Origin of the sequence: Mycolicibacterium austroafricanum, from assembly GCF_902705885.1 — a bacterium.
Classification (GTDB): domain Bacteria; phylum Actinomycetota; class Actinomycetes; order Mycobacteriales; family Mycobacteriaceae; genus Mycobacterium; species Mycobacterium vanbaalenii_A.
In genome coordinates, this window is record NZ_CACSIP010000056.1 from 129,997 (window position 1) to 154,365 (window position 24,369).

Annotated in this window: 22 protein-coding genes; 7 read left to right on the forward strand and 15 right to left on the reverse strand. The window is 68.2% G+C overall.

Annotation, left to right across the window (positions count from 1 at the left end):
* Window positions 1-14 precede the first annotated feature (14 nt).
* The 5 genes from BEMPMBAN_RS28780 to BEMPMBAN_RS28800 form a co-directional block, all read right to left on the reverse strand.
* Window positions 15-743, reverse strand: coding sequence for a GntR family transcriptional regulator (locus BEMPMBAN_RS28780; protein ID WP_159234885.1), 729 nt, complete (start codon window positions 741-743; stop codon window positions 15-17).
* A 70-nt stretch (window positions 744-813) separates the two neighbouring features.
* Window positions 814-2,247: a vWA domain-containing protein gene (locus BEMPMBAN_RS28785; protein WP_159234886.1), complete on the reverse strand. Its 1,434-nt coding sequence runs from the start codon at window positions 2,245-2,247 to the stop codon at window positions 814-816.
* Complete coding sequence (locus tag BEMPMBAN_RS28790; protein ID WP_159234887.1) at window positions 2,247-3,143, reverse strand: AAA family ATPase; 897 nt, start codon at window positions 3,141-3,143, stop codon at window positions 2,247-2,249. The genes BEMPMBAN_RS28785 and BEMPMBAN_RS28790 overlap by 1 nt, the downstream gene beginning before the upstream one ends.
* An 18-nt stretch (window positions 3,144-3,161) precedes the next feature.
* On the reverse strand, window positions 3,162-4,409 hold the full coding sequence (locus tag BEMPMBAN_RS28795; RefSeq protein WP_159234888.1) for a glutamate-5-semialdehyde dehydrogenase: 1,248 nt from the start codon (window positions 4,407-4,409) through the stop codon (window positions 3,162-3,164).
* Window positions 4,409-5,395 carry a GlxA family transcriptional regulator gene (locus BEMPMBAN_RS28800; protein WP_159234889.1) on the reverse strand — a complete coding sequence of 329 codons (987 nt, stop codon included), beginning with the start codon at window positions 5,393-5,395 and terminating at the stop codon, window positions 4,409-4,411. Before BEMPMBAN_RS28800 ends, BEMPMBAN_RS28795 begins: the two co-directional genes overlap by 1 nt.
* An 88-nt stretch (window positions 5,396-5,483) precedes the next feature.
* On the opposite strand from BEMPMBAN_RS28800, the gene BEMPMBAN_RS28805 reads away from it, so the two are divergent.
* The 5 genes from BEMPMBAN_RS28805 to BEMPMBAN_RS28825 are packed head-to-tail and all read left to right on the forward strand — an operon-like array spanning window position 5,484 to window position 8,891.
* Complete coding sequence (locus tag BEMPMBAN_RS28805; protein ID WP_234897754.1) at window positions 5,484-6,191, forward strand: HD domain-containing protein; 708 nt, start codon at window positions 5,484-5,486, stop codon at window positions 6,189-6,191.
* Between the two features lie 10 nt (window positions 6,192-6,201).
* Window positions 6,202-7,068 (forward strand): PfkB family carbohydrate kinase, encoded by an 867-nt coding sequence (locus tag BEMPMBAN_RS28810; RefSeq protein WP_234897755.1) that lies wholly within the window; start codon window positions 6,202-6,204, stop codon window positions 7,066-7,068.
* Entirely contained in the window at window positions 7,065-7,886 is an 822-nt protein-coding gene (locus BEMPMBAN_RS28815) for an enoyl-CoA hydratase/isomerase family protein (RefSeq protein WP_159234890.1), read from the forward strand. Before BEMPMBAN_RS28810 ends, BEMPMBAN_RS28815 begins: the two co-directional genes overlap by 4 nt.
* Window positions 7,887-7,941: 55 nt before the next feature.
* A complete protein-coding gene (locus BEMPMBAN_RS28820; RefSeq protein ID WP_159234891.1) occupies window positions 7,942-8,271 on the forward strand; it encodes an ArsR/SmtB family transcription factor in 330 nt (109 codons plus the stop codon).
* Window positions 8,271-8,891, forward strand: coding sequence for a cation efflux transmembrane domain-containing protein (locus tag BEMPMBAN_RS28825; protein WP_159234892.1), 621 nt, complete (start codon window positions 8,271-8,273; stop codon window positions 8,889-8,891). Before BEMPMBAN_RS28820 ends, BEMPMBAN_RS28825 begins: the two co-directional genes overlap by 1 nt.
* A gap of 79 nt (window positions 8,892-8,970) precedes the next feature.
* Here the strand turns inward: BEMPMBAN_RS28825 and BEMPMBAN_RS28830 are convergent, their stop codons facing one another.
* Entirely contained in the window at window positions 8,971-11,022 is a 2,052-nt protein-coding gene (locus BEMPMBAN_RS28830) for an NAD(+) synthase (protein WP_159234893.1), read from the reverse strand.
* A gap of 142 nt (window positions 11,023-11,164) precedes the next feature.
* On the opposite strand from BEMPMBAN_RS28830, the gene BEMPMBAN_RS28835 reads away from it, so the two are divergent.
* Both BEMPMBAN_RS28835 and BEMPMBAN_RS28840 read left to right on the forward strand, forming a co-directional pair.
* Window positions 11,165-11,722, forward strand: a complete 558-nt coding sequence (locus BEMPMBAN_RS28835) for an Hsp20/alpha crystallin family protein (protein WP_159234894.1) — start codon at window positions 11,165-11,167, stop codon at window positions 11,720-11,722.
* A gap of 18 nt (window positions 11,723-11,740) precedes the next feature.
* Window positions 11,741-12,628: an NAD-dependent protein deacetylase gene (locus BEMPMBAN_RS28840; RefSeq protein WP_159234895.1), complete on the forward strand. Its 888-nt coding sequence runs from the start codon at window positions 11,741-11,743 to the stop codon at window positions 12,626-12,628.
* On the opposite strand, the gene proB is transcribed toward BEMPMBAN_RS28840, so the two are convergent.
* From proB to BEMPMBAN_RS28885, 9 genes are all read right to left on the reverse strand, one after another.
* Window positions 12,572-13,711: a glutamate 5-kinase gene (gene proB, locus BEMPMBAN_RS28845; protein WP_159234896.1), complete on the reverse strand. Its 1,140-nt coding sequence runs from the start codon at window positions 13,709-13,711 to the stop codon at window positions 12,572-12,574. The genes BEMPMBAN_RS28840 and proB overlap by 57 nt on opposite strands.
* Window positions 13,704-15,149, reverse strand: coding sequence for a GTPase ObgE (gene obgE, locus BEMPMBAN_RS28850; RefSeq protein WP_159234897.1), 1,446 nt, complete (start codon window positions 15,147-15,149; stop codon window positions 13,704-13,706). Before obgE ends, proB begins: the two co-directional genes overlap by 8 nt.
* Before the next feature lie 90 nt (window positions 15,150-15,239).
* Window positions 15,240-15,506, reverse strand: a complete 267-nt coding sequence (gene rpmA / locus BEMPMBAN_RS28855) for a 50S ribosomal protein L27 (protein WP_159234898.1) — start codon at window positions 15,504-15,506, stop codon at window positions 15,240-15,242.
* A 17-nt stretch (window positions 15,507-15,523) separates the two neighbouring features.
* On the reverse strand, window positions 15,524-15,847 hold the full coding sequence (rplU, locus tag BEMPMBAN_RS28860) for a 50S ribosomal protein L21 (RefSeq protein ID WP_159234899.1): 324 nt from the start codon (window positions 15,845-15,847) through the stop codon (window positions 15,524-15,526).
* Between the two features lie 189 nt (window positions 15,848-16,036).
* On the reverse strand, window positions 16,037-18,994 hold the full coding sequence (rne, locus tag BEMPMBAN_RS28865) for a ribonuclease E (RefSeq protein ID WP_159234900.1): 2,958 nt from the start codon (window positions 18,992-18,994) through the stop codon (window positions 16,037-16,039).
* Window positions 18,995-19,315: 321 nt separating this feature from the next.
* Window positions 19,316-19,726, reverse strand: coding sequence for a nucleoside-diphosphate kinase (ndk, locus tag BEMPMBAN_RS28870; protein ID WP_159234901.1), 411 nt, complete (start codon window positions 19,724-19,726; stop codon window positions 19,316-19,318).
* Between the two features lie 60 nt (window positions 19,727-19,786).
* Complete coding sequence (locus BEMPMBAN_RS28875; RefSeq protein ID WP_159234993.1) at window positions 19,787-20,131, reverse strand: DUF4233 domain-containing protein; 345 nt, start codon at window positions 20,129-20,131, stop codon at window positions 19,787-19,789.
* Window positions 20,132-20,211: 80 nt separating this feature from the next.
* The gene (folC, locus tag BEMPMBAN_RS28880) at window positions 20,212-21,642 is read right to left on the reverse strand and encodes a bifunctional tetrahydrofolate synthase/dihydrofolate synthase (protein WP_159234902.1); all 1,431 of its coding nucleotides are present in this window, start codon (window positions 21,640-21,642) and stop codon (window positions 20,212-20,214) included.
* Entirely contained in the window at window positions 21,639-24,353 is a 2,715-nt protein-coding gene (locus BEMPMBAN_RS28885; protein ID WP_234897756.1) for a valine--tRNA ligase, read from the reverse strand. Before BEMPMBAN_RS28885 ends, folC begins: the two co-directional genes overlap by 4 nt.
* Window positions 24,354-24,369 lie beyond the last annotated feature (16 nt).

Consider the following 24,369-nt stretch of genomic DNA (forward strand, 5'->3'; position numbering starts at 1 on the left):
AATAGCGAGCTTACTCAGACCCCCGAGAGCCGCGGCGTCTGGAGAACTTCGGTGACCTCGAACGCGGCGCGATCAGCGCGGTAGACGTCGTAGCCGTACTCCACGCACCGGCCGGTGATGTCCTCGGTGCGGCGGGTGAGCAGCGTTCCCGCCGATCCGGCGCGAACCCCGAGCTGCACGCTCGTCGGGTCGTCGAGCACGATCGACTCCAGCACCGCCGTCGAGCGCGCCAGCTCGATCCCGTACCTGGAGCGCAGAGCCGCCCACAACGACCCCTGCTCGGGCTCGTCCAGGATCCCGGGCGTGAGCTCGGCTGGCATGTACGTCGTCTCCAGCGCGAACGGGACACCGTCGACGGTGCGCACCCGGTGGAACGCGTGCACGGACGCGCCCTCGCCCAGGCCGAGGGCAGCCCGCACCACCGGGGTGGCCGGCTGGTGCACCGCCCACAGCTGGCGCGCGGCGGGCCGCCGGCCCATCCGCGCGACCTCCTCGGAGAAGCTGCCGACGTGGAACCGCACCCGGGGCTCGGCGACGAACGTGCCCCGCGGCGGGTTCCGGTAGACCAGACCTTCGCTCTCCAGCAGCGACAACGCCAACCGGGCGGTCATCCGGCTGACACCATGCACCTCGGCCAGTTCGCGCTCCGACGGCAGCAACGTGTGGGGCGCCAACTGCTCGGTGGCGATCCGGTCGCGGACGTCAGCCGCGATCGTCATGTACAGCGGCGCGCCTGAAGGCATCTATGCAGCGTAGCGGCGGTGAACACGGTCCAGGGTGCGGTTTCACACCGAACGTGTCGTTCCTCCGGGATCAGACGGGCAGCAGGGCGTCGATCACCGCGGCCAGCTGCTTGGCCGAGCGGCATTCGTGCATCGTGATCACATCCTGGTAGCGCGGCACCGCCGAGTCGCCGCTGCCCCAGAGGTGTCGGGGCTCGGGGTTCAGCCAGTGGGCGTGCCTGCTGGCGTTGACCATGTGGGCGAGCAGCCCGGTCTCGGGATTGCGGTAGTTGTTGCGGCCGTCTCCGAGAACCAGCAGTGAACTGCGCGGCGAGAGCACGTTCGGGTACTGGTCGAGGAAGGACACGAACGCGTGGCCGTAGTCGGAGTGGCCGTCGCGGGTGTAGACCCCCGCCTCCCGGGTGATGCGCTGTACCGCGACCGCCAGATCGGCGTCGGGGCCGAACAGCTGGGTCACCTCGTCGGTGGTGTCGATGAAGGCGAAGACGCGGACCCGGGAGAACTGCTGACGCAGCGCGTGCACCAGCAGCAGCGTGAAATGGCTGAAGCCGGCCACCGAACCGGACACGTCGCACAGCACCACCAGCTCGGGCCGCGCCGGGTGCGGTTTCTTGAGCACCACGTCGATCGGCACGCCACCGGTGGACATCGACTTCCGCAGAGTTTTGCGCAGGTCGATCTCGCCGGCCCGCGACCGGCGGCGCCGAGCGGCCAGCCGGGAGGCCAGGGTGCGTGCCAGCGGCTGCACCACGCGCCGCATCTGCCGCAGCTGTTCGCCGGACGCCCGGAGGAATTCGACGTTCTCCGCGAGCTGCGGGACGCCGTACATCTGCACGTGGTCGCGGCCCAGCTGCTCGGCGGTGCGCCGCTTGGTCTCGGCTTCGACCATCCTGCGCAGCTGGGCGACGCGCTGGGCAGCCAGCGCCTTGGCGATCTGCTCCTGGGTGGGCGTGGGTTCCTCGCCGTAGGGGGCCAGCAACCCGGCCAGCAACCGCCCCTCCAGGTCGTCCAGGCTCATCGCCTTGAGCGCCTGGTACGACGAGTAGGACGGGCCGCGACTGGAGTTGTAGCGTCCGTACGCCTCGACGATCTGGGCGATCATGGCGGCCAGCCGCTCGTCGAGGTTAGCCAGCTCCTCGTTGTCGCTGAGCATGTCGACCAGCGCGCTGCGCAGCGCCTCGATGTCCTCGGGCGGCAGTCCCTGCTCGTCGGTCTCGTCGTCGAGCACCGTCCTGGCGCCGAGCGCAGCCGGAAAGTACAGGTCGAACAACGCGTCGTAGGTCTCGCGATGATCCGGGCGGCGCAGCACGGCGCAGGCGATGCCCTCGCGCAGCACCTTCCGGTCGCCGAGGCCGAGCGTGGCCATCACCCGGCCGGCATCCACGGTCTCCGACGGACCCACCGAGATCCCTTGTCCGCGCAGCGCTTCCACGAACTCCACCAGATGGCCCGGAATTCCGTGGGGCGCCAGCGGCTGCGGCGGGCGGGTGCGTCGGGCAGCCATCAGTTGAGCCTCAGCTCCCCGGAGGCCTTGACCTGGTCGGACTGGTGTTTGAGCACGACGCCCAGCGTCGCCGCGATCAGCTCGTCGTCGATGGTGTCGAAGCCCAGCGCCAGCACGGTGCGGCCCCAGTCGATGGTCTCGGCCACCGACGGCACCTTCTTGAGTTGCATGCCGCGCAGCACACCGATGATGCGGACCAACTCCTCGGCCAGGTGTGCCGGCAGTTCGGGAACCCGCGAGAGCAGGATGCGCCGTTCGAGGTCGGGGTCGGGGAAGTCGATGTGCAGGAACAGGCAACGCCGCTTGAGCGCCTCGGACAGCTCGCGGGTGGCGTTGGATGTCAGCACCACCAGCGGTTTGCGGGTTGCGGTGATGGTGCCGAGTTCGGGCACCGTCACGGCGAAGTCGCTGAGCACCTCCAGCAGCAAGCCCTCGATCTCGATGTCGGCCTTGTCGGTCTCGTCGATCAGCAGCACCGTCGGCTCCGTGTGCCGGATAGCGGTCAGCAGCGGACGCGACAGCAGGAACTCCTCAGAGAAGACGTCGTCCTTGGTCTTGTCCCAGTCGCCACCATCACCCCCCGCACCCGCGTTTCCGGCCTGGATGCGCAGGATCTGCTTGGCGTGGTTCCACTCGTAGAGCGCCCGGGCCTCGTCCACGCCCTCGTAGCACTGCAGCCGCACCAGCTCGGAGTCGGTGGCCTGGGCGACGGCGCGGGCGAGCTCGGTTTTGCCGACCCCCGCGGGACCCTCGACCAGCAACGGCTTGCCCAGCCGGTCGGCCAGGAAAACCGCGGTGGCGGTGGCGGTGTCGGGAAGATAGCCGGTCTCGGACAGCCTTCGCGCGACATCGTCGATGTCGGCGAACATCGGCACCGTGCGTGCGGGGACGCTCACTGTGATAACTCTCCTGACTCAGGCTGGACGGGTGTGGCCAGAGCCCCACACGATCCACTTGGTGGATGTCAACTCTGGTAGGCCCATCGGACCTCTGGCATGCAGCTTCTGGGTGGAGATCCCGATCTCTGCGCCGAAACCGAACTGCTCCCCGTCGGTGAACGAGGTCGATGCGTTCACCATCACCGCTGCCGCATCCACCCGTTCGGTGAACCGTTGAGCCGCAGCGAGATCGGTGGTGACGATGGCTTCGGTATGACCGGTGCCGTACTCGTTGACGTGTGCGATCGCCGCGTCGACTCCATCCACAATGGCCAATGCGATGTCCATCGAGAGGAACTCCGCGCGCAGTTCCTCCTCGGACGGCTCGGCATGCACCGTCACACCGGAATCCTGCAGCGCCGCCGTCAGCCTCGGCACGGCGACGTCGGCGATGGCCGCGTCGACCAGTAGCGTCTCCGCGGCATTACACACACTGGGCCTGCGCGTCTTGGCGTTGAGCAGAATACGTTCGGCCATCTCGAGGTCGGCCGATTCGTGTACGTAGACGTGGCAGTTGCCGACGCCGGTCTCGATGGTCGGCACCTGGGCGTCGCGCACCACGGCGTCGATGAGTCCCGCGCCGCCACGCGGGATCACGACATCGACCAGGCCGCGGGCCTGGATCAGGTGGGTGACGCTGGCCCGGTCGTCACTGGGCAGCAACTGCACGGCGTCACTGTTCAGGTTCTCGGTCTCCAGCGCGACGCGCAGGGCGTCGACCAACGCGGCGTTGGACTTCGCCGCCGACGAACTCCCGCGCAGCAGAACGGCATTGCCCGCCTTCAGCGTCAACCCGAAAGCGTCGACCGTCACGTTGGGGCGACCCTCGTAGACGATCCCGATCACGCCGAGCGGAACACGCTGCTGGCGCAACTGAAGTCCGTTGACCAGCGTGCGACCCCGCAGCACCTCGCCGATCGGGTCCGGCAGACCGGCGACCTGGCGCAGTCCGTCGGCGATCCCCTCGATGCGGGTCGGGGTCAAGGCCAGCCGGTCGAGCATCGCCTCCGGGGTTCCGGCGGCGCGGGCGGCGTCCAGGTCGGACTGGTTGGCCTCCATGATGGCGCGGGTGTTCATCAGCACATGGTCGGCGGCCGTGCGCAGGACGCGGTTCTTGGCATCGGCGCCCAGCGTCGCCAGCGCGCGGGCCGCGACCCGCGCCCGGCGGGCGGCGGCGTGTACCTGCTCGCGCAGGTCAGGTGCCGATGGGGCGTGCACACTCATCAGGCCAGAGTATCCGGTGGGCGTGGGTGATAGCTCGACCGGTACTTCTGCGGAGGCACACCCACCGTGCGCCGGAAATGGTGGCGCAGCGACGCCTCCGAGCCGAAACCCGCCTGTTCGGCCACCCGGTCCACCGGCAGATCGGTGGATTCGAGCAGTCGGCGGGCCCGGTCCACCCGCATCCGGGTCAGCAACTCGAGCGGCGTCGTGCCGACGTATTCGCGGAAGTGACGGCTCAGGCTGCGGACACTCATCGCCGCGTGGTCGGCGATGGTCGCGAGGTCGAGCGTGGTGGCGGCATTCCGCGCCATCCAGTCGATAGTCTCCTGCAGCGGATGACCCGCAGAAGTGACGTCTCGGTGCTCGATGAACTGTGCCTGCCCGCCTGCGCGCCACGCCGGCATCACCAGTCGCCGCGCGGTCGCCGCCGCCAGTTCGGCGCCGTGGTCGCTGCGGATCAGGTGCAGGCACAGATCGAGTCCGGCGCCGACGCCGGCCGAGGTGAGGGTGTTGCCGTTGTCGACGAACAGCACAGAAGGGTCGACCTCGACGGCAGGGTGGCGCCGCGCCAGTTCGTCGGTCCACTGCCAGTGCGTGGTGGCCCGCGCGCCGTCGAGCAGTCCGGCGGCGGCGACGGTGAATGCGCCGACGCAGATCGCGGCGATCCTGCTGCCACCCACCGCAGCAGCGCGTAACGCGTCCAGAACGGCGGCATCCGGTGGCTGCAGGAAGTCTCTTCTGCCGGGAACGACCACGACGTCGGCCCCGGCGATGTCGTCCAGTCCGTGCCGGGTGCGCAACTGCGTCGCACCCCACTCCTCGACGGTGCTGACCGTGCGCCCAGGGCAGCACACCCGGATCTGGTAACCCGCTTCCCCGAGCGCTGTTTGGGCCGCGGCTTGGTTCGCCAGCCCGAATACCTGGCCCGGTGTCATCACCTCGAACCCGATGGTGCCCTCCTGCGCGAGTACCGCCACCGTCCGCATGGCTAGATCTTAAAGGAACTTGTCCTTTCAGCCACTGGTCTGACCCATCCCGCCTAGACAGGCTCGAAGCACCGACGAAAGGACGCCCGTGACCTTCACCGACCCGACCGTGACATCGTTGGACCTACCCGACACCGACGTCGCCACCGCGGCCCGGCGCCTGGTGGAGACGGTGTCACCGGACTTCGTCTACAACCACAGCGTGCGCAGCTACGTCTTCGCCCGCGAACTGGCTTCAGACGCCGGACTGCGCGCCGGCGCCGACTACGACGACGAACTGCTGTTCCTGGCCTGCGTCCTGCACGACCTCGGTGTCACCGACCATGCCAACGGAAGCCAACGTTTTGAGGTCGACGGCGCCGACGCCGCGGCTGCGTTTCTGCGGGAACAGGGCGTCGACGCCGCCCGCACCGCGACGGTGTGGAATGCGATCGCACTGCACACCAGCCCCGGATTGGCCCACCGCTTCGGCGCCATCGAGGGATTGGCCCAGCAGGGAATCGCCGTCGACATCGTCGGCCAGGGCCGCGAACGACTCCGACCCGGCTTCGCCGCCCGCGTGCACGCCACCTGGCCGCGTCACGACCTGGGATACGCCCTCGCCAGGGAGATCGCGCGCCAGGTTCACGACAACCCCGCCAAGGGCGCCCCGCTGACGTTCCCGGCGCACCTGCATCAGCTCTTCTATCCCGACAGTGGCGGGCTGGCCTGGTTCGACCTGGTCGAGGCGGCCGGTTGGAACGACCGGCCGACCGGACCGGCCGTCGAGGTTGTCAAAGCACGACGCGCTCCCTAACGTCCCCGGTGTGGCGCGAGTCTGCGTGGTCGGAAGTGTCAATGCCGATCTCACGTTCACGGTGGCCGAACTCCCCCGGGCCGGCCAGACCGTGCTCGCGTCGGCGCTGGCGACGTCCCCGGGAGGCAAGGGCGGCAATCAGGCCGTCGCCGCCGCGCGGGCCGGTGCCGACGTGGTGCTCGTCGCGGCCCTGGGAGACGATCCGGCGGCCGAACGGCTGCGTACTCATTTGGACGTCAACGGCGTCGGGCCGGCCGGGGTGGTCAGCGTGCCCGGTCCCAGCGGATCCGCGGCGATCATCGTCGACGCCGAAGCCGAGAACTGCATCGTGGTGGCGCCGGGCGCCAATGCTCATCTGAGCATGAACTCGGCCGCGACCCGGTCCGTGGTCGCCGACAGCGACGTGATGCTGGTGCAGCTGGAGATACCCGTCGACACCGCCACCGCCGCGGCCCGGGTCGCCCGCGCCGCCGGCGCGGTGGTCATCGTCAACGCCTCGCCCACCCCCGACCGCGAAGCCATCGCGTCGCTGGCCGAAGTCGCTGACGTGGTCGTGGTCAACGAGGAGGAATCCGGCGCCTGGCTGACCGCGGACGGCTCGCCGGTGGCGCATCTCGTCATCACCCGCGGATCACGCGGCGCCAGCCACATCGTCGGCGGGCGACGGGTCGACGTCACGGCCCCCGCCGTCGAGGCAGTGGACACCACCGGTGCGGGCGACGTGTTCGCGGGTGTGCTCGCCGCGTCGTGGCTGCGCGGCGCCGAGGACGCACTGCGGCGCGCCTGCGCGGCCGGGGCGCTGGCGACGCTGATCCACGGAGCCGGCGACTGTGCCCCTTACAGTGAGGCCATCGAGGACATCTTGGAGGCTTCATGACCGCGACGAACCCACCCCGGCCGCCCGAGGGTGACTGGCTCGGGACGCCCTACCTGCGCTTCACCCGGGAAGGTGCGTTCGGGGTGTGCACGCTGGACCGGCCCGAGGCGCGCAATGCGATGACGCCGGCGATGTATTTCGGCATCAAGTACGCGGTCAAACACGTCGACGGTGACCCGGACCTGGCCGGGTTGCTGCTCACCGGCACCGGCGACGTGTTCGCGCCCGGCGGCGACATGGGCGGTGGCGGAGCGGACAACTGGCTGACGTTCGGCTCCGCGCTCGGCATGGACGCCTTGCCGTTCGACACTCTGCGGCAGTCCCACAAGCCCGTCGTGGCCGCGGTGAACGGTCTGTGTCAGGGCGGCGGACTGCAGATCGCGCTATGCGCCGACATGGCGGTGGTCAGCGACCGAGCGACGTTCCGGGTGCCCGAGCTCTACCGTGGGATCGCCGACACCTACTACAGCCACATGCTGGCCCGGCTGATCGGGCCGGTGCGCACCCGCGACCTGATGTTCACCGGCCGCACGTTGTCGGCGGCCGAAGCACTCGACTGGGGCATGGTGGCACGGATGGTGCCGCACGCGGACTTGCACGACGCCGCCCGCGACGTCCTCGCGCAGTGCTGCCGCACGGCGCCGGGGGCTCGGTCGGTCATCAAGTCGAGCCTGGACAACTACATCGGCCTGTACGACCGCATCGGCATGCAATCCAGCTTGGGCGCACCGGAATCCATCGAGGGGTTCATGGCGTTCAAGGAGCGCCGCTGTCCGGAGTGGGTGCATCCCGAGCTGCGCATCGAGGGCCGGCTCTAGCCCACCGACTATTCAGCCTTTGCTGAATACAGATTCTGATGTACTGTTGTGGTCCATGGAAGCGGCCGTCGGCAGTCAAGCGCTTTCCCGGTTCGGTTGTGCGCTGTCGGATCCGACACGCACCGAGATCCTGCTGATCCTGCGCGACGGCCCCGGTTACCCGTCCGACCTCGCCGAGCACATCGGGGTGTCCCGCCAGATCCTGTCCAACCACCTGGCCTGCCTGCGGGGTTGCGGTCTGGTGGTGGCCTGCCCCGAGGGGCGGCGCAGCCGCTACGAACTGGCAGACCCGCGCATCGCCCACGCCCTCGACGACCTCGTCGGCCTCGTGCTGGCCGTCGATCCGGCCTGCCACCCGGCCGACGACGACAGGGTGCGCCGCTGATGACGACGCCGATGGGGATATCCGCGCAGCGTCGCGCCGTTCTCACCCGGCGGGTTCGGCTTCTGGTTGCCGCGACGATCACCTACAACGTCGTCGAAGCAGTGATCGCGCTGGCCGAGGGCGTCCGGGTGTCCTCAGCCGCGCTGGTCGGATTCGGCCTGGACTCCGTCGTGGAGGTCGCCTCGGCGGCCGCGGTGGCGTGGCAGTTCTCGGCCCCCGACCCTGAGCAACGCGAAAAGACGGCGCTCCGCTTCATCGCCTTCTCCTTCTTCGGGCTGGCCTGCTACGTCGCCGTCGACTCGGTGCTGGCGCTGGCAGGAGTGCGTGAACCCCAACCGTCACCGATCGGCATCGGATTGGCGGTGGCCAGCCTGGTGATCATGCCCGTGCTCTCGCTGACGCAACGCCACGCCGGCCGCGAACTCGGCTCGACATCGGCGGTGGCCGACTCCAAACAGACCCTGCTGTGCACCTATCTGTCCGCGGTGCTGTTGATCGGGCTGCTGCTCAACGGACTTCTCGGCTGGACGTGGGCCGATCCGCTGGCCGCGCTGGGCATCGCCGCGCTTGCGGTGCGTGAAGGGCTCGAAGCGTGGCGGGGTGATCCGTGCTGCCGCTAAGACCCCAACCCTCCCGTTGAGACTGCGGTGACGGCGGCGACACGCCGGGCAGGCGCGCCGCCAGCGCAGTCTCAATGGCTCAGTCGGTGGGGATGGCTGCCTCGATCTCGTCGAGCCAGGCGCGCGCCGACATGTCCGACGGTGCCCGCCAGTCGCCGCGCGGGGACAGCGAGCCCCCGGCAGAGACCTTGGGGCCGTTCGGCAGCGCCGAGCGTTTGAACTGGCTGAACGAATAGAAGCGTTCGGCGAACACCTGCAGCCAGTGGCGAATCTCCTTGAGCGAGTAGGCCGGCCGGTCGCTTTCCGGAAGACCGGGGGGCCAGCTGCCACGCTCCGGGTCGCTCCAGGCGTGCCAGGCCAGGAAGGCCACCTTCGACGGCCGGAACCCGTAGCGCAACACCTGGAACAGCGAGAAGTCCTGCAGCACATACGGGCCGATCTTGCCCTCGGTGCTCTGGATCTCCTCGTCCTCACCCGCCGGCACCAGTTCCGGACTGATCTCGGTGTCCACCACCGACTGCAACGCCGCGTTGATCTCGTCATCGGCGCTGCCGAACTGCTCCGAGGAGATCACCCACCGGATCAGATGCTGGATCAACGTCTTCGGTACCCCGCCGTTGACGTTGTAGTGCGACATCTGGTCGCCCACCCCGTAGGTCGACCAGCCCAACGCCAGCTCCGACAGATCCCCGGTGCCCAACACGATGCCGCCGCGCTGATTGGCCAGCCGGAACAGGTAATCGGTGCGGAGTCCGGCCTGCACGTTCTCGAAGGTGACGTCGTAGACCTTCTCGCCGCGGGAAAACGGGTGATCCATCTCGCGCAGCATCAACTCGGCCGACGATCGGATGTCGATGGTCTCGAAGGTGACGCCGAGGGCGGCGGCCAGCCGGGTGGCGTTGTTCTTCGTGCGCTCGCCGGTGGCGAAACCGGGCAGCGTGAACGCCAGGATGTCGCTGCGCGGGCGCCCTTCGCGGTCCATCGCCTTGGCGGCGACGATCAACGCGTGGGTGGAGTCCAGCCCCCCGGACAGCCCCAGCACGACCTTCGGGTAGCCCAGCACCCGTAGTCGTTGTTCGAGTCCGGACACCTGGATGTTGTAGGCCTCGTAGCAGTCCTGCTCGAGCCGCTCCGGATCGGCAGGAACGAACGGCAGCCGCTCCACCTCACGCAGCAAGCCGATGTCGCCGTCGGGGGGGTCGAGGCGGAACTCGATGCGCCGGAAGGAGTCCTCGTCGATCATGTGGTGGCGCCGGTTGTCGTCGAAGCTGCCCATTCGCACCCGCTCATTGCGCAACAGCTCCAGGTCGACGTCGGCGGTGGAGCGGCGCTCCCCCTTCGGGAAGCGTTCGGACTGCGCCAGACAGACACCGTTCTCCCAGATCATGGTCTGGCCATCCCAGGCGAGGTCCGTCGTGGACTCGCCTTCACCGGCGGCGGCGTACACGTAGGCAGCCAGGCACCGGGACGACGCCGACCTGGCCAGCAGGCAACGATCGTCGGCGCGGCCGATCGTGATGGGGCTGCCGGACAGATTGGCGAGCACCGTGGCGCCGGCCAGTGCGGCGTCTGCGCTCGGCGGCACCGGGACGAACATGTCCTCACAGATCTCCACGTGCAGCACGAAACCGGGCAGGTCGGCAGCGGCGAACAACAGGTCCGGACCGAACGGCACGTCGGCCTCGCCCACCCGGATCTCACCGTGCTCGTCGGCGCCCGCAGCGAACTGCCGCTTCTCGTAGAACTCGCGATAGTTCGGCAGATAGGACTTCGGCACCACGCCGAGCACCCGACCGCGGTGGATGACGACGGCGGTGTTGTAGATCCGGTTCCGGTACCGCAGCGGCGCTCCGACCACGAGGACGGGCAGCAGTTCCGCCGAGCCCGCGATCACCTCGAGCAGCGCGTGCTCGACGCCTTCGAGCAGCACGTCCTGCATCACGATGTCCTCGATCGAGTACCCGGACAGCGTCAACTCCGGGAACACCGCCAGTGCCACGTTGTCGTCGTGGCACTCCCGCGACATCCGCAGGACCGACTCGGCGTTGGCGGCGGGGTCGGCGAGCGTCGTGTGGTGGGTGCATGCGGCGACGCGCACGAAGCCGTGCCGGTAGGCCGAGTAGAAATCCATGCCTCATTGTCGCCCGAAACCCTCGGCGAATAATCAGGCCCCGACAGATGCGGCGCCTCAGCGCGCACCTGTTGGCCTGTCGTTCGCCCGCCGGAACCGCGCCCGACCCGGGAACTTTTCTTGCGGAGTGCATGCTGGATGCGTGAATAAGGTTGCCACTCAACGCCAGTCGCGTCCATTGCTCACCGATCTGGCCGGCCTGCTCGACAGTCTCCCGACGTTTGCGGCACTGCGTCCGCTCTTCGACACCCGTGCGATCCGCATCGAGGACGAGTTCTACGACGATGCTTACGAGGTCCGCGCCGAACTGCCTGGCGTGGACCCCGACGAGGACATCGAGGTGACGCTGCGCGACGGCCGGCTGACGATCACCGCCGAGCGGGCGCACCCGGGTGAGAACTGCGGTCGTGCCGAACTCACCTACGGCACGTTGACCAGGACCCTCGTGCTGCCCGACGGTGCGGACCTGGACGACGTCAACGCCACCTACGACCGCGGCATCCTCACCGTTTCGGTGCCGCTGGTGGACCAGCACCGGCTGCAGAAGCACGTCGAGGTGGTGGAGATCGTCGCTCTGGAAGACTCCGCCATCGAGGACATCGACGAAGACGGCGACGACGACGACATCGAGGTCGGCGACGACCACAGTGACGATCGTGATGACGCCTCTGACCAGCTTGTATCCGCCGAGCAGAGCTGATCACTTACATTCGAATACGTGGAAGCACCCGAACTGGTCGCCCTGCTGCGGGGCAGGCGTCTGGCCGTATTGACCGGCGCCGGGCTGTCGACCGATTCGGGCATTCCGGATTACCGCGGGCCGGACTCACCGCCCAGCAATCCGATGACGATTCGCCAGTTCACCTCCGACCCGGTGTTCCGGCGGCGCTACTGGGCTCGTAACCACGTCGGGTGGCGGGACATGGACCAGCGCATGCCCAACGCCGGGCACCGGGCGCTGGCCACGCTCGAACGTGCCGGCGTGGTGTCCGGGCTGATCACCCAGAACGTCGACCTGTTGCACACCAAGGCCGGCAGCCGTGCGGTGGTGGATCTACACGGCACCTATGTCCGGGTGATATGTCTGGACTGCGGCCACACCATGTCCCGGGCCGTGCTGGCCGGATTGCTCGAGGCCGCCAACCCGGGTTTCCTGGAGCGCGTGCGTGCGGTCGGCAGCATCGGTGTCGCTCCCGACGCCGACGCCGAGGTGGGTGACACCACCGACTTCCGCATCGTCGACTGCCCGGCCTGTGGCGGCATGCTCAAGCCCGACATCGTCTACTTCGGCGAGAGCGTGCCCAAACATATTGTCGACCACGCGTATTCGATGGTCGACGAAGCGGATGCCCTGCTGGTGGCGGGTTCTTCGCTGACGGTGTACTCCGGCTACCGGTTCGTCCGCCACGCGGTCGCCCGCGGCATACCCGTGGCGATCGTCAACCGCGGACGCACCCGGGGCGACGTTTTGGCGACGGTCAAGATCGACAACGGCTGCTCGCCGATGCTGGCGCTGCTGGCCGACGAACTGCCGGCGAACCCGCGCCGTTCAGACTGCGACGAGGTCGTCGGCGTGCACGGCGGGTCTGCGCAACTCGGCCGGTAGGTCCGCGGTGGACCGGCCCAGCATCGTGGCCAGTTCGGTGGCGTCGTAGGCGACGACGCCGCGGGCGACCAACGTCGAGTCCTGGGCGCGCAGCTCCACCACGTCACCGCCGTAGAACCGGCCGGAGAGCGCCGTGATGCCCGCGACGAGCAGGGAACGTCGTTGGCGTACCACGGCGTTGACCGCGCCGTCGTCCAGCGTCAACGTCCCCGCCACCTCCGCTGCGTGGCGCACCCAGAACCGCCGCGCCGACATCCGCTCGGCGCGCGGAGCGAAGACGGTGCCCACCGAGGCGTCGGCCAGCGCCGCGGCCGCGTCCGTCGCGGCGGCCAGCAGCACCGGCACACCTGCGTCGGCGGCCAACAGCGCCGAAGACAACTTCGAGACCATCCCACCGGTGCCGAGGTGGCTGCCCCGGCCGGCGGTGACGCCTTCCAGATCACCGGGTCCGTCGACCTCGGGGATGAAGCGCGCCGGGCGCTCCTCGGACGCCTTGCGCGGGTCACCGTCGTAGAGACCGTCGATGTCGCTCAACAGGATCAGTGCGTCCGCTCTGACCAGGTGCGCGACCAGAGCCGACAGCCGGTCGTTGTCACCGAATCTGATCTCGTTGGTGGCGACGGTGTCGTTCTCGTTGACGATCCCCACCGCGTGCAGCGCGCGCAACCGGTCCAGAGTGCGTGCGGCGTTGGTGTGCTGAACCCGCATCGAGATGTCGTGAGCGGTCAGCAACACCTGCCCCACCGTGCGGCCGTAGTGCCCGAACGCCGCACTCCACGAGTTGACCAGGGCCACCTGCCCGACGCTGGCCGCCGCCTGCTTGGTGGCCAGATCCGTTGGGCGTCTGGTCAACCCGAGTGGCTCGATGCCTGCGGCGATCGCACCGGAAGACACGATCACCACATCGGACCCGGCCCGCATCCGCATTTCGATCGCGTCGGCGAGGCACTGCAACCGACTCGTGTCGAAGACACCCGTCGGGGTGGTCAGCGCAGTGGTGCCGATCTTGACGACGACCGAACGCGCAGCGCGGACCGCCTCCCGGTGAACGGAGTTCGCCCAGTCGGCGCGGTCCTCACTCACCGCTGCCCTCTGCTCGGCGCGCCTTGCGGGCCGCCTTACGCTCATCGGCCGAGACGCGGTCGGTCTGCTCGAGGCGGACATCGGTGCCACGGCCCGACATCTGCATGTCCACCCCGGCTGGGGTCTGCGGCTCCCAGTCGAACGTCATGTCGCCGATGGTGACAGCACATCCGGGCCGGGCTCCGAGTTTGAGCAACTCGTCCTCGACACCCAGGCGCGCGAGTCGGTCACCGAGATAGCCGACCGCTTCGTCGTTGTCGAAGTTGGTCTGCGCCACCCACCGCTGCGGCCGGGTGCCGCGCACGATGAAACCTCCGGTGCCGTCGGCTTCGACGGTGAAACCACTGTCGTCGACGGCGACCGGCCGGATCACCGGACGGCGCGGCACCACCTCGGGTTGGGCGGCGCGGTAGGCGGCGACCATCTCCCACAGAGCGAACGTCAACGACCGCAGGCCATCTCGGGCGACCGCCGACACCTCGAACACCGGCCAGCCGAACCTGCTGGCGACTTCCTCACGGACGAAGTCGGCGAGTTCACGCGCGTCGGGGACATCGATCTTGTTGAGCACCACCGCCCGCGGCCGCTCGGCGAGATCCCCGAGCGTCGAATCCCCTTGCAGTGTCGGGGTGTAGGCGGCGAGTTCGGCTTCCAGCGCCTCGATGTCGGAGACCGGGTCGCGGCCGGGTTCCATCGTCGCGCAATCGACGACGTGCACCAACACCGCGCACCGTTCGAGATGGCGCAGGAAGTCCAGCCCCAAGCCACGTCCCTCGGAGGCGCCGGGAATCAGCCCGGGGACATCCGCGACGGTGAAGGTGTGCTCACCGGCCGACACCACGCCCAGGTTGGGCGCCAGCGTCGTGAACGGATAGTCGGCGATCTTCGGCTTGGCGGCAGAAATGGCCGACACCAGTGACGACTTGCCTGCCGACGGGAACCCGACGAGTCCGACGTCGGCGACCGTCTTGAGCTCCAGAGTGAGATCGCGGACCTCGCCCTTCTCGCCCAGCAGCGCGAAGCCGGGGGCCTTACGCGCCCGCGAGGCCAGCGCGGCGTTGCCCAGCCCGCCCCGCCCCCCGGCGGCGGCGTCGAATCGGGTGCCCGCGCCCACCAGGTCGGCCAACATCCGGCCGCTCTCGTCGAGGACGACGGTCCCGTCCGGGACCTTCACCTCGAGGTCGGCACCGGCCGCGCCGTCGCGATTGCTGCCGGCGCCCTGCTTGCCCGAAGGGGCAACGACATGGGGATGAAAGTGGAAGTCCAGGAGGGTGTGCACCTGGGGATCGACGACGAACACCACGCTGCCGCCGCGTCCACCGTTTCCGCCATCGGGGCCACCCAGCGGCTTGAACTTCTCGCGGTGTACCGAGGCGCAGCCGTTTCCGCCGTTGCCTGCCCGCGCGTGGACGACGACGCGGTCGATGAACCGGGTCATCGGACTTCCTTTCCGTCACGAAATCTACGTTTTACAGACGAAGCGCAAGTGCCCCTCTGAAAACGCAGATCTCGGCGGTGGAAGAGGGAACTACGCGTCGGCGCGCGCGGCGCGGACGACGTTGACGAACTTGCGACCGCGCTTCTTGCCGAACTCGACGGCGCCGGGCGCCGTGGCGAACAGCGTGTCGTCGCCGCCGCGGCCGACGTTGTCACCGGGGTGGAAGTGGGTACCGCGCTGCCGGACCAGGATCTCGCCGGCCTTGACGACCTGCCCGCCGAACCGCTTCACGCCCAGTCGCTGAGCATTGGAGTCGCGACCGTTGCGTGAGCTCGAAGCGCCCTTTTTGTGTGCCATGTCTGTCGCCTCCGTCGTTACTTGATGCCGGTGACCTTGAGCACCGTCAACGGCTGACGGTGACCCTGGCGCTTGTGGTAGCCGGTCTTGTTCTTGAACTTGTGGATGCGGATCTTCGGGCCCTTGATGTGCTCGAGGACCTCACCGGTGACCGCGACCTTCTCCAGCGCCTTGGCGTCGGTGGTCACCTCGGAACCGTTGACGACCAGCGCGACCGGCAGCGACACCGTGGCGCCGGGCTCGACCTCGAGCTTCTCCACCTTGACCACGTCACCGGCCGCGACCTTGTACTGCTTGCCACCGGTCTTCACAATCGCGTACGTGGCTGATTCGGCTGCCATCGATGGTCTTCCTCTGCTTCGCGTGCGGGCGCGCAACACCCGGGGGTGCGCGTGCGGGTCTGGGGTGCGGGGGCCCGGGACGTGCGCTAACGCAGCCTCGAGACTTCCCACTGTCTCCCTCTGGCCGTGGGCAGGCCCTGGAGACAACTGCTCAAGGGTACGTGACCAGCGGGTAGAGGGTCAAACCGCTCAGTCGGCCGACGGCGGGCCCGCGGGCCTGGCCGCCGCTCGTCTGCGGCTGCGGCCACCTGAGGCGGTGGCGACAGCACGTCGCGGCTCGTCGGAGTCGTCGTCCGAGTCGTCATCGGAATCGTCCAGGACGTCGATCTCGTCGTCGTCCTCGTCCTCGTCCTCGTCGTCATCGTCGAGGTCGATCTCGTCCTCATCCTCGTCGGAGTCGTCCGAGTCGTCGTCGTCAGAGTCGTCGTCGTCAGAGTCGTCGTCGTCAGAGTCGTCGTCGTCCGAGTCATCGTCGTCCGAGTCATCGTCGTCCGAGTCATCGTCGTCCGAGTCATCGTCGTCCGAGTCGTCGTCGTCCTCGTCGGAGTCGTGGCTGACCGCTTCGCGGATGGCGTCGGGCTCGATCTCGGCGACTTCTTCGGCAGCTTCTGTGGCCTCGTTCGCCTCGTCATCACCGTCGTCGTCATCGTCATGCTTGCCGTTCGCGGCCGCCATCGCCTTGAACATCGGGTGCTCACCCGGCAGATGCGCGGGCACTTTGGCGACCGGCACATCCTGTTGCTCCCGTGCGCCGCGCTTGCCCCGCTTACTGCGCCGTCCGCCGCCGGATTCGGTCTTGCGCCCCGCCGACGAGGTGGAGTCGACGGGGTCTCCGTGCAGCATGATGCCCCGACCACCGCAGTGCGTGCAGGAGGTCGAGAACGCCTCGATCAGGCCGGTCCCCAGGCGTTTCCTGGTCAGCTGCACCAACCCCAGGGACGTGACCTCCGAGACCTGATGCCGGGTGCGGTCCCGGGCCAGCGCCTCGGTCAACCGGCGTAACACCAGGTCACGGTTGTTCTCCAGCACCATGTCGATGAAGTCGATGACGACGATGCCGCCGATGTCACGCAGCCGCAGCTGCCGCACGATCTCCTCGGCGGCTTCCAGGTTGTTGCGGGTGACGGTCTGTTCGAGGTTGCCGCCCGATCCGGTGAACTTGCCGGTGTTGACGTCGACCACTGTCATTGCCTCGGTGCGGTCGATGACCAGCGTGCCGCCGGAGGGCAGCCATACCTTGCGGTCCATTGCCTTGGCGAGTTGTTCATCGATCCGGTGCACCGCGAACACGTCGGGGCCCGAGCCGGATTCCGAGGACACTCCGGGTTCGTACTTGGTCATCCGCGGGACCAGTTCCGGTGCCACGTTGTTGACGTAGTCGTTGATCGTCTTCCAGGCATCGTCGCCCGACACGATCAGCCCGGTGAAGTCTTCGTTGAACAGGTCACGGATGACTTTGACCAGCACGTCGGGCTCTTCGTAGAGCGCCACCGCCGCGCCGGCGGCCTTCTTCTTGGTCTCGGCGGCCTTGGCGTCGATCTGGTTCCACCGCTCTTGGAGGCGGTCGACGTCGCTGCGGATGTCTTCTTCTTTGACGCCTTCTGAGGCGGTGCGGATGATCACACCCGCATCCGAGGGGACCACCTCGCGCAGGATCTCCTTGAGCCGCTGGCGTTCGGTGTCGGGCAGTTTGCGGCTGATCCCGGTGGACGACGCGCCGGGCACGTAGACCAGGTAGCGGCCGGCCAGCGAGACCTGCGTCGTCAGCCGTGCGCCTTTGTGACCGACCGGGTCCTTGCTGACCTGGACGACGACGTAGTCCCCGGGTTTGAGGGCTTGTTCGATCTTGCGCTGGGCACCACCGAGCCCGGCGGCCTCCCAGTTCACCTCGCCGGCGTAGAGCACACCGTTGCGGCCGCGACCGATGTCGACGAACGCCGCTTCCATCGACGGCAGCACGTTCTGCACGATGCCGAGGTAGATGTTGCCGACCAGTGACGTCTGGGCCGCGGAGGTGACGAAGTGCTCGACCACCACACCGTCCTCGAGCACGGCGATCTGCGTGTAGCGGGCACCTTCGTGCGGCGGTTCGCTACGGACCTTGTCGCGTACCACCATCACCCGCTCGACGGCTTCGCGACGTGCCAGGAACTCGGCCTCGCTCAGGATCGGGGGCCGACGACGGCCGGCGTCGCGACCATCCCGGCGGCGTTGCCGTTTGGCTTCCAACCGCGTCGAGCCGCTGATTCCCTGGATTTCGTTGTTCGACGAGTCACCGTCGCCGCCGCCCTTGGCGCGCCTCGGGGGACGCTCGTGCACGACGGTGTTGGGCGGATCGTCGGGAGAGGTGCTGCCGTTGGTGTCGTCGCTGGCGCCGGACTTGCGCCGACGGCGGCGGCGCCTGCGGGTCTTGGCGCCGGACCCGTCGTCGTCTCCGCTGTCGTTGTCGTCGTCGGAGTCGTCGCCGGACTCGGACTGGTCCCCGTCGCCGTGGTCGTCGCCGTCGGCGTCGGAAGCCGAGTCATCGCCGTTCTGCTCGCCGCGCCCGCGCCCCCGGCCCCTGCGTCCCCGGCGGCGGCGCTTGGCGTTCGGACGCTCGGCCTGGTCCTCGTCGGAGTCCGAGCTGTCGTCATCGTCATCGTCGTCGCCATCGTCGTCGTCAGCGGCGGTGCTGTCCTGACCGGAACGCACCGGCTGCGGTGCGACGAACAGTGGCAGGTAGTCGGCGGTTTCTGCCGGGGGTGAGTCAGGAGTCTCCAGGATCAGCCGCGACTCCGGCTCCTCCTCGACCACGGACTGCACGCTCGGCTCGACGTCGGTGACGGGCTCTGGCACTGCTTCGGGCTCCGGATCAGCGACGGGGGCCGGAACGGCCGCCTCGGCGGTCACGGGTTCGGCGAGGGCCTCACGCACCTGGTCTGCCTCGTCGCGGCCCACCGTGGAGTGCGCGCTACGTGTCCGGCCGTCCATCTCGACCAGGGCGTCGATGATGCGCTTGCTGGTGGTGCCCAGGACTCTGGCCAGCGAATGAACCCTCAGCCGTTCAGGCGGCGGTGCGTCTTTCGCTTCACCCGACGGGACCGCGCTGTGCTCGGCCTCTGCGGGGAGATTGTCGGTCGGGCTCTGAAAGTTCTCATTGTCGGCCACGTATTCTCCTCAAGCCCCCGGGCGCGTCGGGTTCTGACGCGGCCACGCGAGGGCTTCGTTTTTGTGTCCGGGCTGACTACTCCCGGACTTGTTATGGTCTCGCCCCGAGCGATCCCCATGGGAACCATCTCGGTGCCGGTCTGAATGATGGCTGGACTGTCTGCGCCGCACAGCAGGTAGCGGTGGTCGCGCTCGTCGAAGTCTTCATCCGGGTGGCCGACCATGGGTTGTTAAGCCGGTCACCCGTAGCCAGTATCCCACATCCCGACAGCGGCTCCGAGGAGGCTGACTCCATCGGTGGTCGAGCCGTGGCGCGCGGACCTACCGGCCGGGGAACCAGAGGTCGATCTCGCGGACGGCCGAATCCGGCGAATCCGAGCCGTGGACCAGGTTGTACTGGGTCTCCAGCCCGAGGTCACCGCGGATGGTGCCGGGCGTCGCCTTCTCGACGGGATCGGTCCCGCCGGCCAGTTGCCGGAAGGCCGCGACCGCGCGCGGCCCCTCGAGGATCGCAGCCACCACCGGCCCCGAGGTGATGAACTCCAGCAGCGAGGGGAAGAACGGCTTCCCCTCGTGCTCGGCGTAGTGCGCACGAGCCAGCTCGTCGCTCACGTTCTTCAGCTCCAGGGCTGCGATGGTGAGGCCTTTGCCTTCGATCCGGCTGAGGATCTCTCCGATGAGGCGGCGCTCAACACCGTCGGGCTTGATTAATACGAGGGTCCGCTCAGTCACGGCCGACAGCCTAGCGCGGCGAGGAACGAGTCTGCGATGACGCGATGAGGAGCCCCGCCCTCAGATCGGGCCGGCAGGCGGCTGTTGCCCCGGGAGCAGACCGCGCTTTTGTCGGCGGAGCACCTCGGCCCGCAGATAGGCGAGAAGAAGCCAGACCACCGCGAACAGCAGCCCGATGAAGCCCACCCCCGGGTAGATCAGCCACCCCGCGATCAGCAGCGGCTGCACGCCGAGGTTGGCCCAGATCGCCCACGAACGACCCTGGATTCCCGCCATCAGCACCAGCAGCACCGCGAAACCGATGATGTAGACCATCGAGCCGGTCGACAACCCGCCCCCGACGGCGCTCACCACGGGCAATGCCAGCAGCACCACGATCGCTTCGAGAATCAGGACCCCGGCCATGATCCCGCGGAAGCTCTTCCACGGGTCCGGGGCCCCCTGGCCGGCAGCAGCGGAGTCCGCCGGCGGTGGTGGTTGAGCACTCACGCCGGGTCCTTGCCGAACAGAGTGCGCGCCGCACCGGCGGTCACCACCGACCCGGTGATGACGACGCCGACTCCCCCCATACCGCCGACCCCGTCACCTTCGTTGCCGGACTCCTCGACCAGTGCGGTGGCCGTCTCGATGGCATCCGGCAGCGTGTTCGCGGAGATGACGCGCTCGGGACCGAACCGCTCCTCGGCCTTGAGCGCCAGCGCGTCGACCTCCAGCGCCCGCGGCGAACCGTTGTGGGTGACCACGATCTGGTCCAACACCGGCTCGAGCGCGGCAAGGATGCCGTCGGCATCCTTGTCGGCCATCACGGAGACCACGCCCACCAGGAACCGGAAGTCGAATTCCTCGGTCAATGCCCGAGCCAGCGCGTTCGCGCCGGCCGGGTTGTGTGCTGCATCGACGAAAACCGTGGGGGCGCTGCGCATCCGCTCCAGCCGGCCGGGCGAGGTCACTGCTGCGAATCCGGCTCGCACGGCGTCGATGTCGAGTTGCCGCTGCGCCCCGGCGCCGAAGAAGGCCTCAACCGCAGCGAGGGCGAGAACGGCGTTGTGCGCCTGGTGCTCGCCGTGCAACGGAAGGAAGATCTCGGAGTAGAGCCCGCCGAGGCCCTGCAGCTCGAGTAGCTGCCCTCCGACGGCCACCTGCCTGCCGAGCACCGCGAACTCCGAGTCCTCGCGGGCCACCGCGGCGTCGGCGCGCACCGCCTGCGCCAGCAGCACATCCATCGCTTCCTGAGGCTGACGGGCGATCACCGCGACCGTGTCGGTCGGTATCAGGTCGTCTGCTTGCTTGGTGATGATGCCGGCTTTCTCGCCGGCGATCTCGGCGACGGTCTCGCCGAGGTAGTCGACGTGGTCGATCCCGACGGGCGTGATGACCACGACGGGAGCATTGACGACGTTGGTGGCGTCCCAGCGGCCGCCGAGTCCCACTTCGACGACCGCGACGTCGATCGGCGCGTCGGCGAACGCGGCGAAGGCCATCGCGGTGAGTACCTCGAACTTGCTCAGCCGAGGGCCGTCCCCGGTTGCCTGGGACTGCGTGTCCACCAGTTCCACGAACGGCTCGATCTCGCGGTAGGTGTCCACGTAGGTCGCCGGGCTGATCGGTTTGCCGTCGATGGCGATGCGCTCCACCGCCGACTGCAGGTGCGGACTGGTGGTACGCCCGGTGCGCCGGTGCAGCGCGGTCAGTAGTGCGTCGACCATCCTGGCCACCGACGTCTTGCCGTTGGTCCCCCCGATGTGGATCGACGGATAACCACGTTGCGGGGATCCGAGCAGCTCCAGCAGCGCCGAGATCCGGGCCGTGCTCGGCTCGATCCTGGTTTCCGGCCAGCGCTGGTCGAGCAGGTGCTCGACCTGCAGCAGCGACGCGATCTCGTCGGGGGTGGGCTCGGGTTCGGGCTCGACACTCATTGCGGCAGCGACTCGAGCCTGGAGGTGATGCGCTCCACTTCCTCGCGGGCGACCTGCTGGCGGGCGCGGATCTTGTCGACGACCTCGGCGGGAGCCTTGGCCAGGAACCCGTCGTTGCCGAGCTTGCCGGTGGTGCCTGCCAGCTCCTTCTGCGCGGCGGCCAGATCCTTTTCCAGCCTGCGCCGTTCAGCAGCGACGTCCACGGTTCCGGACGTGTCGAGCTCGACGACCACGGTGGCGGTCGACAACCGCACCTCGACCGAGGCCGACGGGGTGAAACCCTCGGCCGGCGGGGTCAGCCAGGCCAGCGCTGTGACCGCCGGAACGTGCGCGTCGAGCCCGGCAGCGGTGACGTCGGACAGCCGGGCCGGCACCTTCTGCCTGTCGCCCAGACCCTGATCGCTGCGGAACCTGCGCACCTCGGTGATCAACTTCTGCATGTCGGCGACACGTTGTGACGCCACCTGATCCGGGGCGAAACCTGACGGCCGGGGCCACTCGGCGATGACCAGCGACTCGCCGCCGGTCAACGCCTTCCACAACACCTCGGTGACGAACGGCATCACCGGATGGAGCAACTTGAGCAGGGTGTCCAGCACCGCGGCGAGAACCGCGGTGGTATGTGAGATGCCTTCGCCCATCTGAACTTTGGCCAACTCGACATACCAGTCGCAGAACTCGTCCCATGCGAAGTGGTACAGCGACTCACACGCCCTGCTGAACTCGTAGTCGTCGAGCGCTGAATCCACCTCGGCGCGAACCTCTTCCAACCGCCCGAGAATCCAGCGGTCGGCGTCGGTGAGCTGGTCGGACAACAGGACACCGGACTGCGCTTGTTGCTCTTCGGCCAAGGGGCTCATCGCGGCCCCGTTGAGCAACGCGAACCGGGTGGCGTTGAACAGCTTGGTGGCGAAGTTTCGCGACGCTCGGGCATGGTCTTCGCCGATGGACAGGTCACCGCCCGGGCTGGCCCCACGGGCCAGGGTGAACCGAAGCGCGTCGGCGCCGAACTGCTCGACCCAGTCCAGCGGGTCGATACCGTTGCCTTTCGACTTGCTCATCTTGCGGCCGAACTCGTCGCGGATCAGACCGTGCAGGAACACATTCTCAAAGGGAACCTGGGGATCGCGCGCACCGTCACCGGTGATCGCGGCGTCGTCGGCGACGAAAGTGCCGAACATCATCATCCGCGCCACCCAGAAGAACAGGATGTCGTAACCGGTGACCAGCACCGTGGTCGGATAGAACTTCGCCAACTCCGGCGTGCGCTCCGGCCAGCCCATCGTGGAGAACGGCCACAGCGCCGAGCTGAACCACGTGTCGAGCACGTCGGGGTCCTGTTCCCAACCCTGCGGCGGTGTCTCGTCCGGGCCCACACACACGGTTTCGCCGTCAGGTCCGTGCCAGATCGGGATGCGGTGCCCCCACCACAGCTGACGCGAGATGCACCAGTCGTGCATGTTGTCGACCCAGCCGAACCAGCGGGGCTCCAGGCTGGTCGGATGAATCACGGTGTCGCCGTTGCGGACCGCGTCACCAGCGGCCTTGGCCAGCGATTCCACCTTGACCCACCACTGCAGGCTCAGACGCGGCTCGATCGGTTCGCCGCTGCGTTCGGAGTGGCCGACGCTGTGCAGATAGGGCCGCTTCTCGGCGACGATCCGACCCTGTTCGGCCAGCGCCTCGCGAATCGCCACACGGGCCTCGAAGCGGTCCATGCCGTCGAATTGTGTTCCGGTGTCGACGATCCGGCCCCTGGTGTCGAGCATCGACGGCATCGGCAGCTGGTGCCGCAGGCCGATCTCGAAGTCGTTCGGGTCATGGGCGGGTGTGACTTTCACCGCGCCCGTGCCGAATTCAGGGTCGACGTGGTCGTCGGCGACGATCACGATGTCGCGGGTCAGAAACGGGTGTGGCAGCGTCTTGCCCACCAGGTGGCGGTAGCGCTGATCGTCGGGGTGCACGGCGATCGCCGTGTCGCCGAGCATCGTCTCCATCCGGGTGGTCGCCACCACGATGTGCGGCTCGTCGTCGTTCATCGAGCCGTAGCGGAACGACACCAGTTCGCCTTCGACGTCGGAGTATTTGACCTCGAGATCGGAGATCGCGGTCTCGAGCACGGGCGACCAGTTGACGAGCCGCTCGGCCTGATAGATCAGCCCGGCGTCGAAGAGCCGTTTGAAGATCGTGCGGACCGCCCGCGACAGACCCTCGTCCATGGTGAACCGGTCGCGGCTCCAGTCGACGCCGTCGCCCAGCGCGCGCATCTGCCATCCGATGGTCCCGCCGGACTCCCGCTTCCAGTCCCACACCTTCTGGATGAACTGCTCGCGACCGAAGTCCTCTTTGGTCTTGCCGTCGACCGCGAGCTGCTTCTCCACCACCGACTGGGTGGCGATCCCTGCATGGTCCATTCCCGGAAGCCAGAGAACCTCGTAACCCTGCATGCGTTTGCGCCGTGTCAGGGCATCCATCAGGGTGTGGTCGAGCGCGTGCCCCATGTGCAGGTTGCCGGTGACGTTGGGCGGCGGCAGCACAATCGAATACGCGGGTTTGTCGCTGGTGGGGTCGGCGCTGAAGTAACCGGCGTCGACCCAGCCCTGATAGAGGCCACTCTCCACGGCCCCTGGGTCCCAGGTTTTGGGCAGGGCGTCGCTTGCCGGACCCCCTTCGAGGCCGCTGCTGGCGATGGGCTGGGAACTGGCGGTCACCGAGCCATTCTAGGAA

Coding starts and splice junctions, on each gene's coding strand:
- BEMPMBAN_RS28800 (WP_159234889.1), bottom strand. CDS start 5,395: ATGCGGACGGTGGCGGTACTCGCGCAGGAGGGCACCATCGGGTTCGAG.
- obgE (WP_159234897.1), bottom strand. CDS start 15,149: ATGACCCGGTTCATCGACCGCGTCGTCGTCCACGCGCGGGCAGGCAAC.
- BEMPMBAN_RS28815 (WP_159234890.1), top strand. CDS start 7,065: ATGACCGCGACGAACCCACCCCGGCCGCCCGAGGGTGACTGGCTCGGG.
- BEMPMBAN_RS28820 (WP_159234891.1), top strand. CDS start 7,942: ATGGAAGCGGCCGTCGGCAGTCAAGCGCTTTCCCGGTTCGGTTGTGCG.
- BEMPMBAN_RS28780 (WP_159234885.1), bottom strand. CDS start 743: ATGCCTTCAGGCGCGCCGCTGTACATGACGATCGCGGCTGACGTCCGC.
- rplU (WP_159234899.1), bottom strand. CDS start 15,847: ATGGCAGCCGAATCAGCCACGTACGCGATTGTGAAGACCGGTGGCAAG.
- BEMPMBAN_RS28795 (WP_159234888.1), bottom strand. CDS start 4,409: ATGAGTGTGCACGCCCCATCGGCACCTGACCTGCGCGAGCAGGTACAC.
- BEMPMBAN_RS28875 (WP_159234993.1), bottom strand. CDS start 20,131: ATGGCCGGGGTCCTGATTCTCGAAGCGATCGTGGTGCTGCTGGCATTG.
- folC (WP_159234902.1), bottom strand. CDS start 21,642: ATGAGTGTCGAGCCCGAACCCGAGCCCACCCCCGACGAGATCGCGTCG.
- BEMPMBAN_RS28785 (WP_159234886.1), bottom strand. CDS start 2,247: ATGGCTGCCCGACGCACCCGCCCGCCGCAGCCGCTGGCGCCCCACGGA.
- BEMPMBAN_RS28825 (WP_159234892.1), top strand. CDS start 8,271: ATGACGACGCCGATGGGGATATCCGCGCAGCGTCGCGCCGTTCTCACC.
- BEMPMBAN_RS28830 (WP_159234893.1), bottom strand. CDS start 11,022: ATGGATTTCTACTCGGCCTACCGGCACGGCTTCGTGCGCGTCGCCGCA.
- rpmA (WP_159234898.1), bottom strand. CDS start 15,506: ATGGCACACAAAAAGGGCGCTTCGAGCTCACGCAACGGTCGCGACTCC.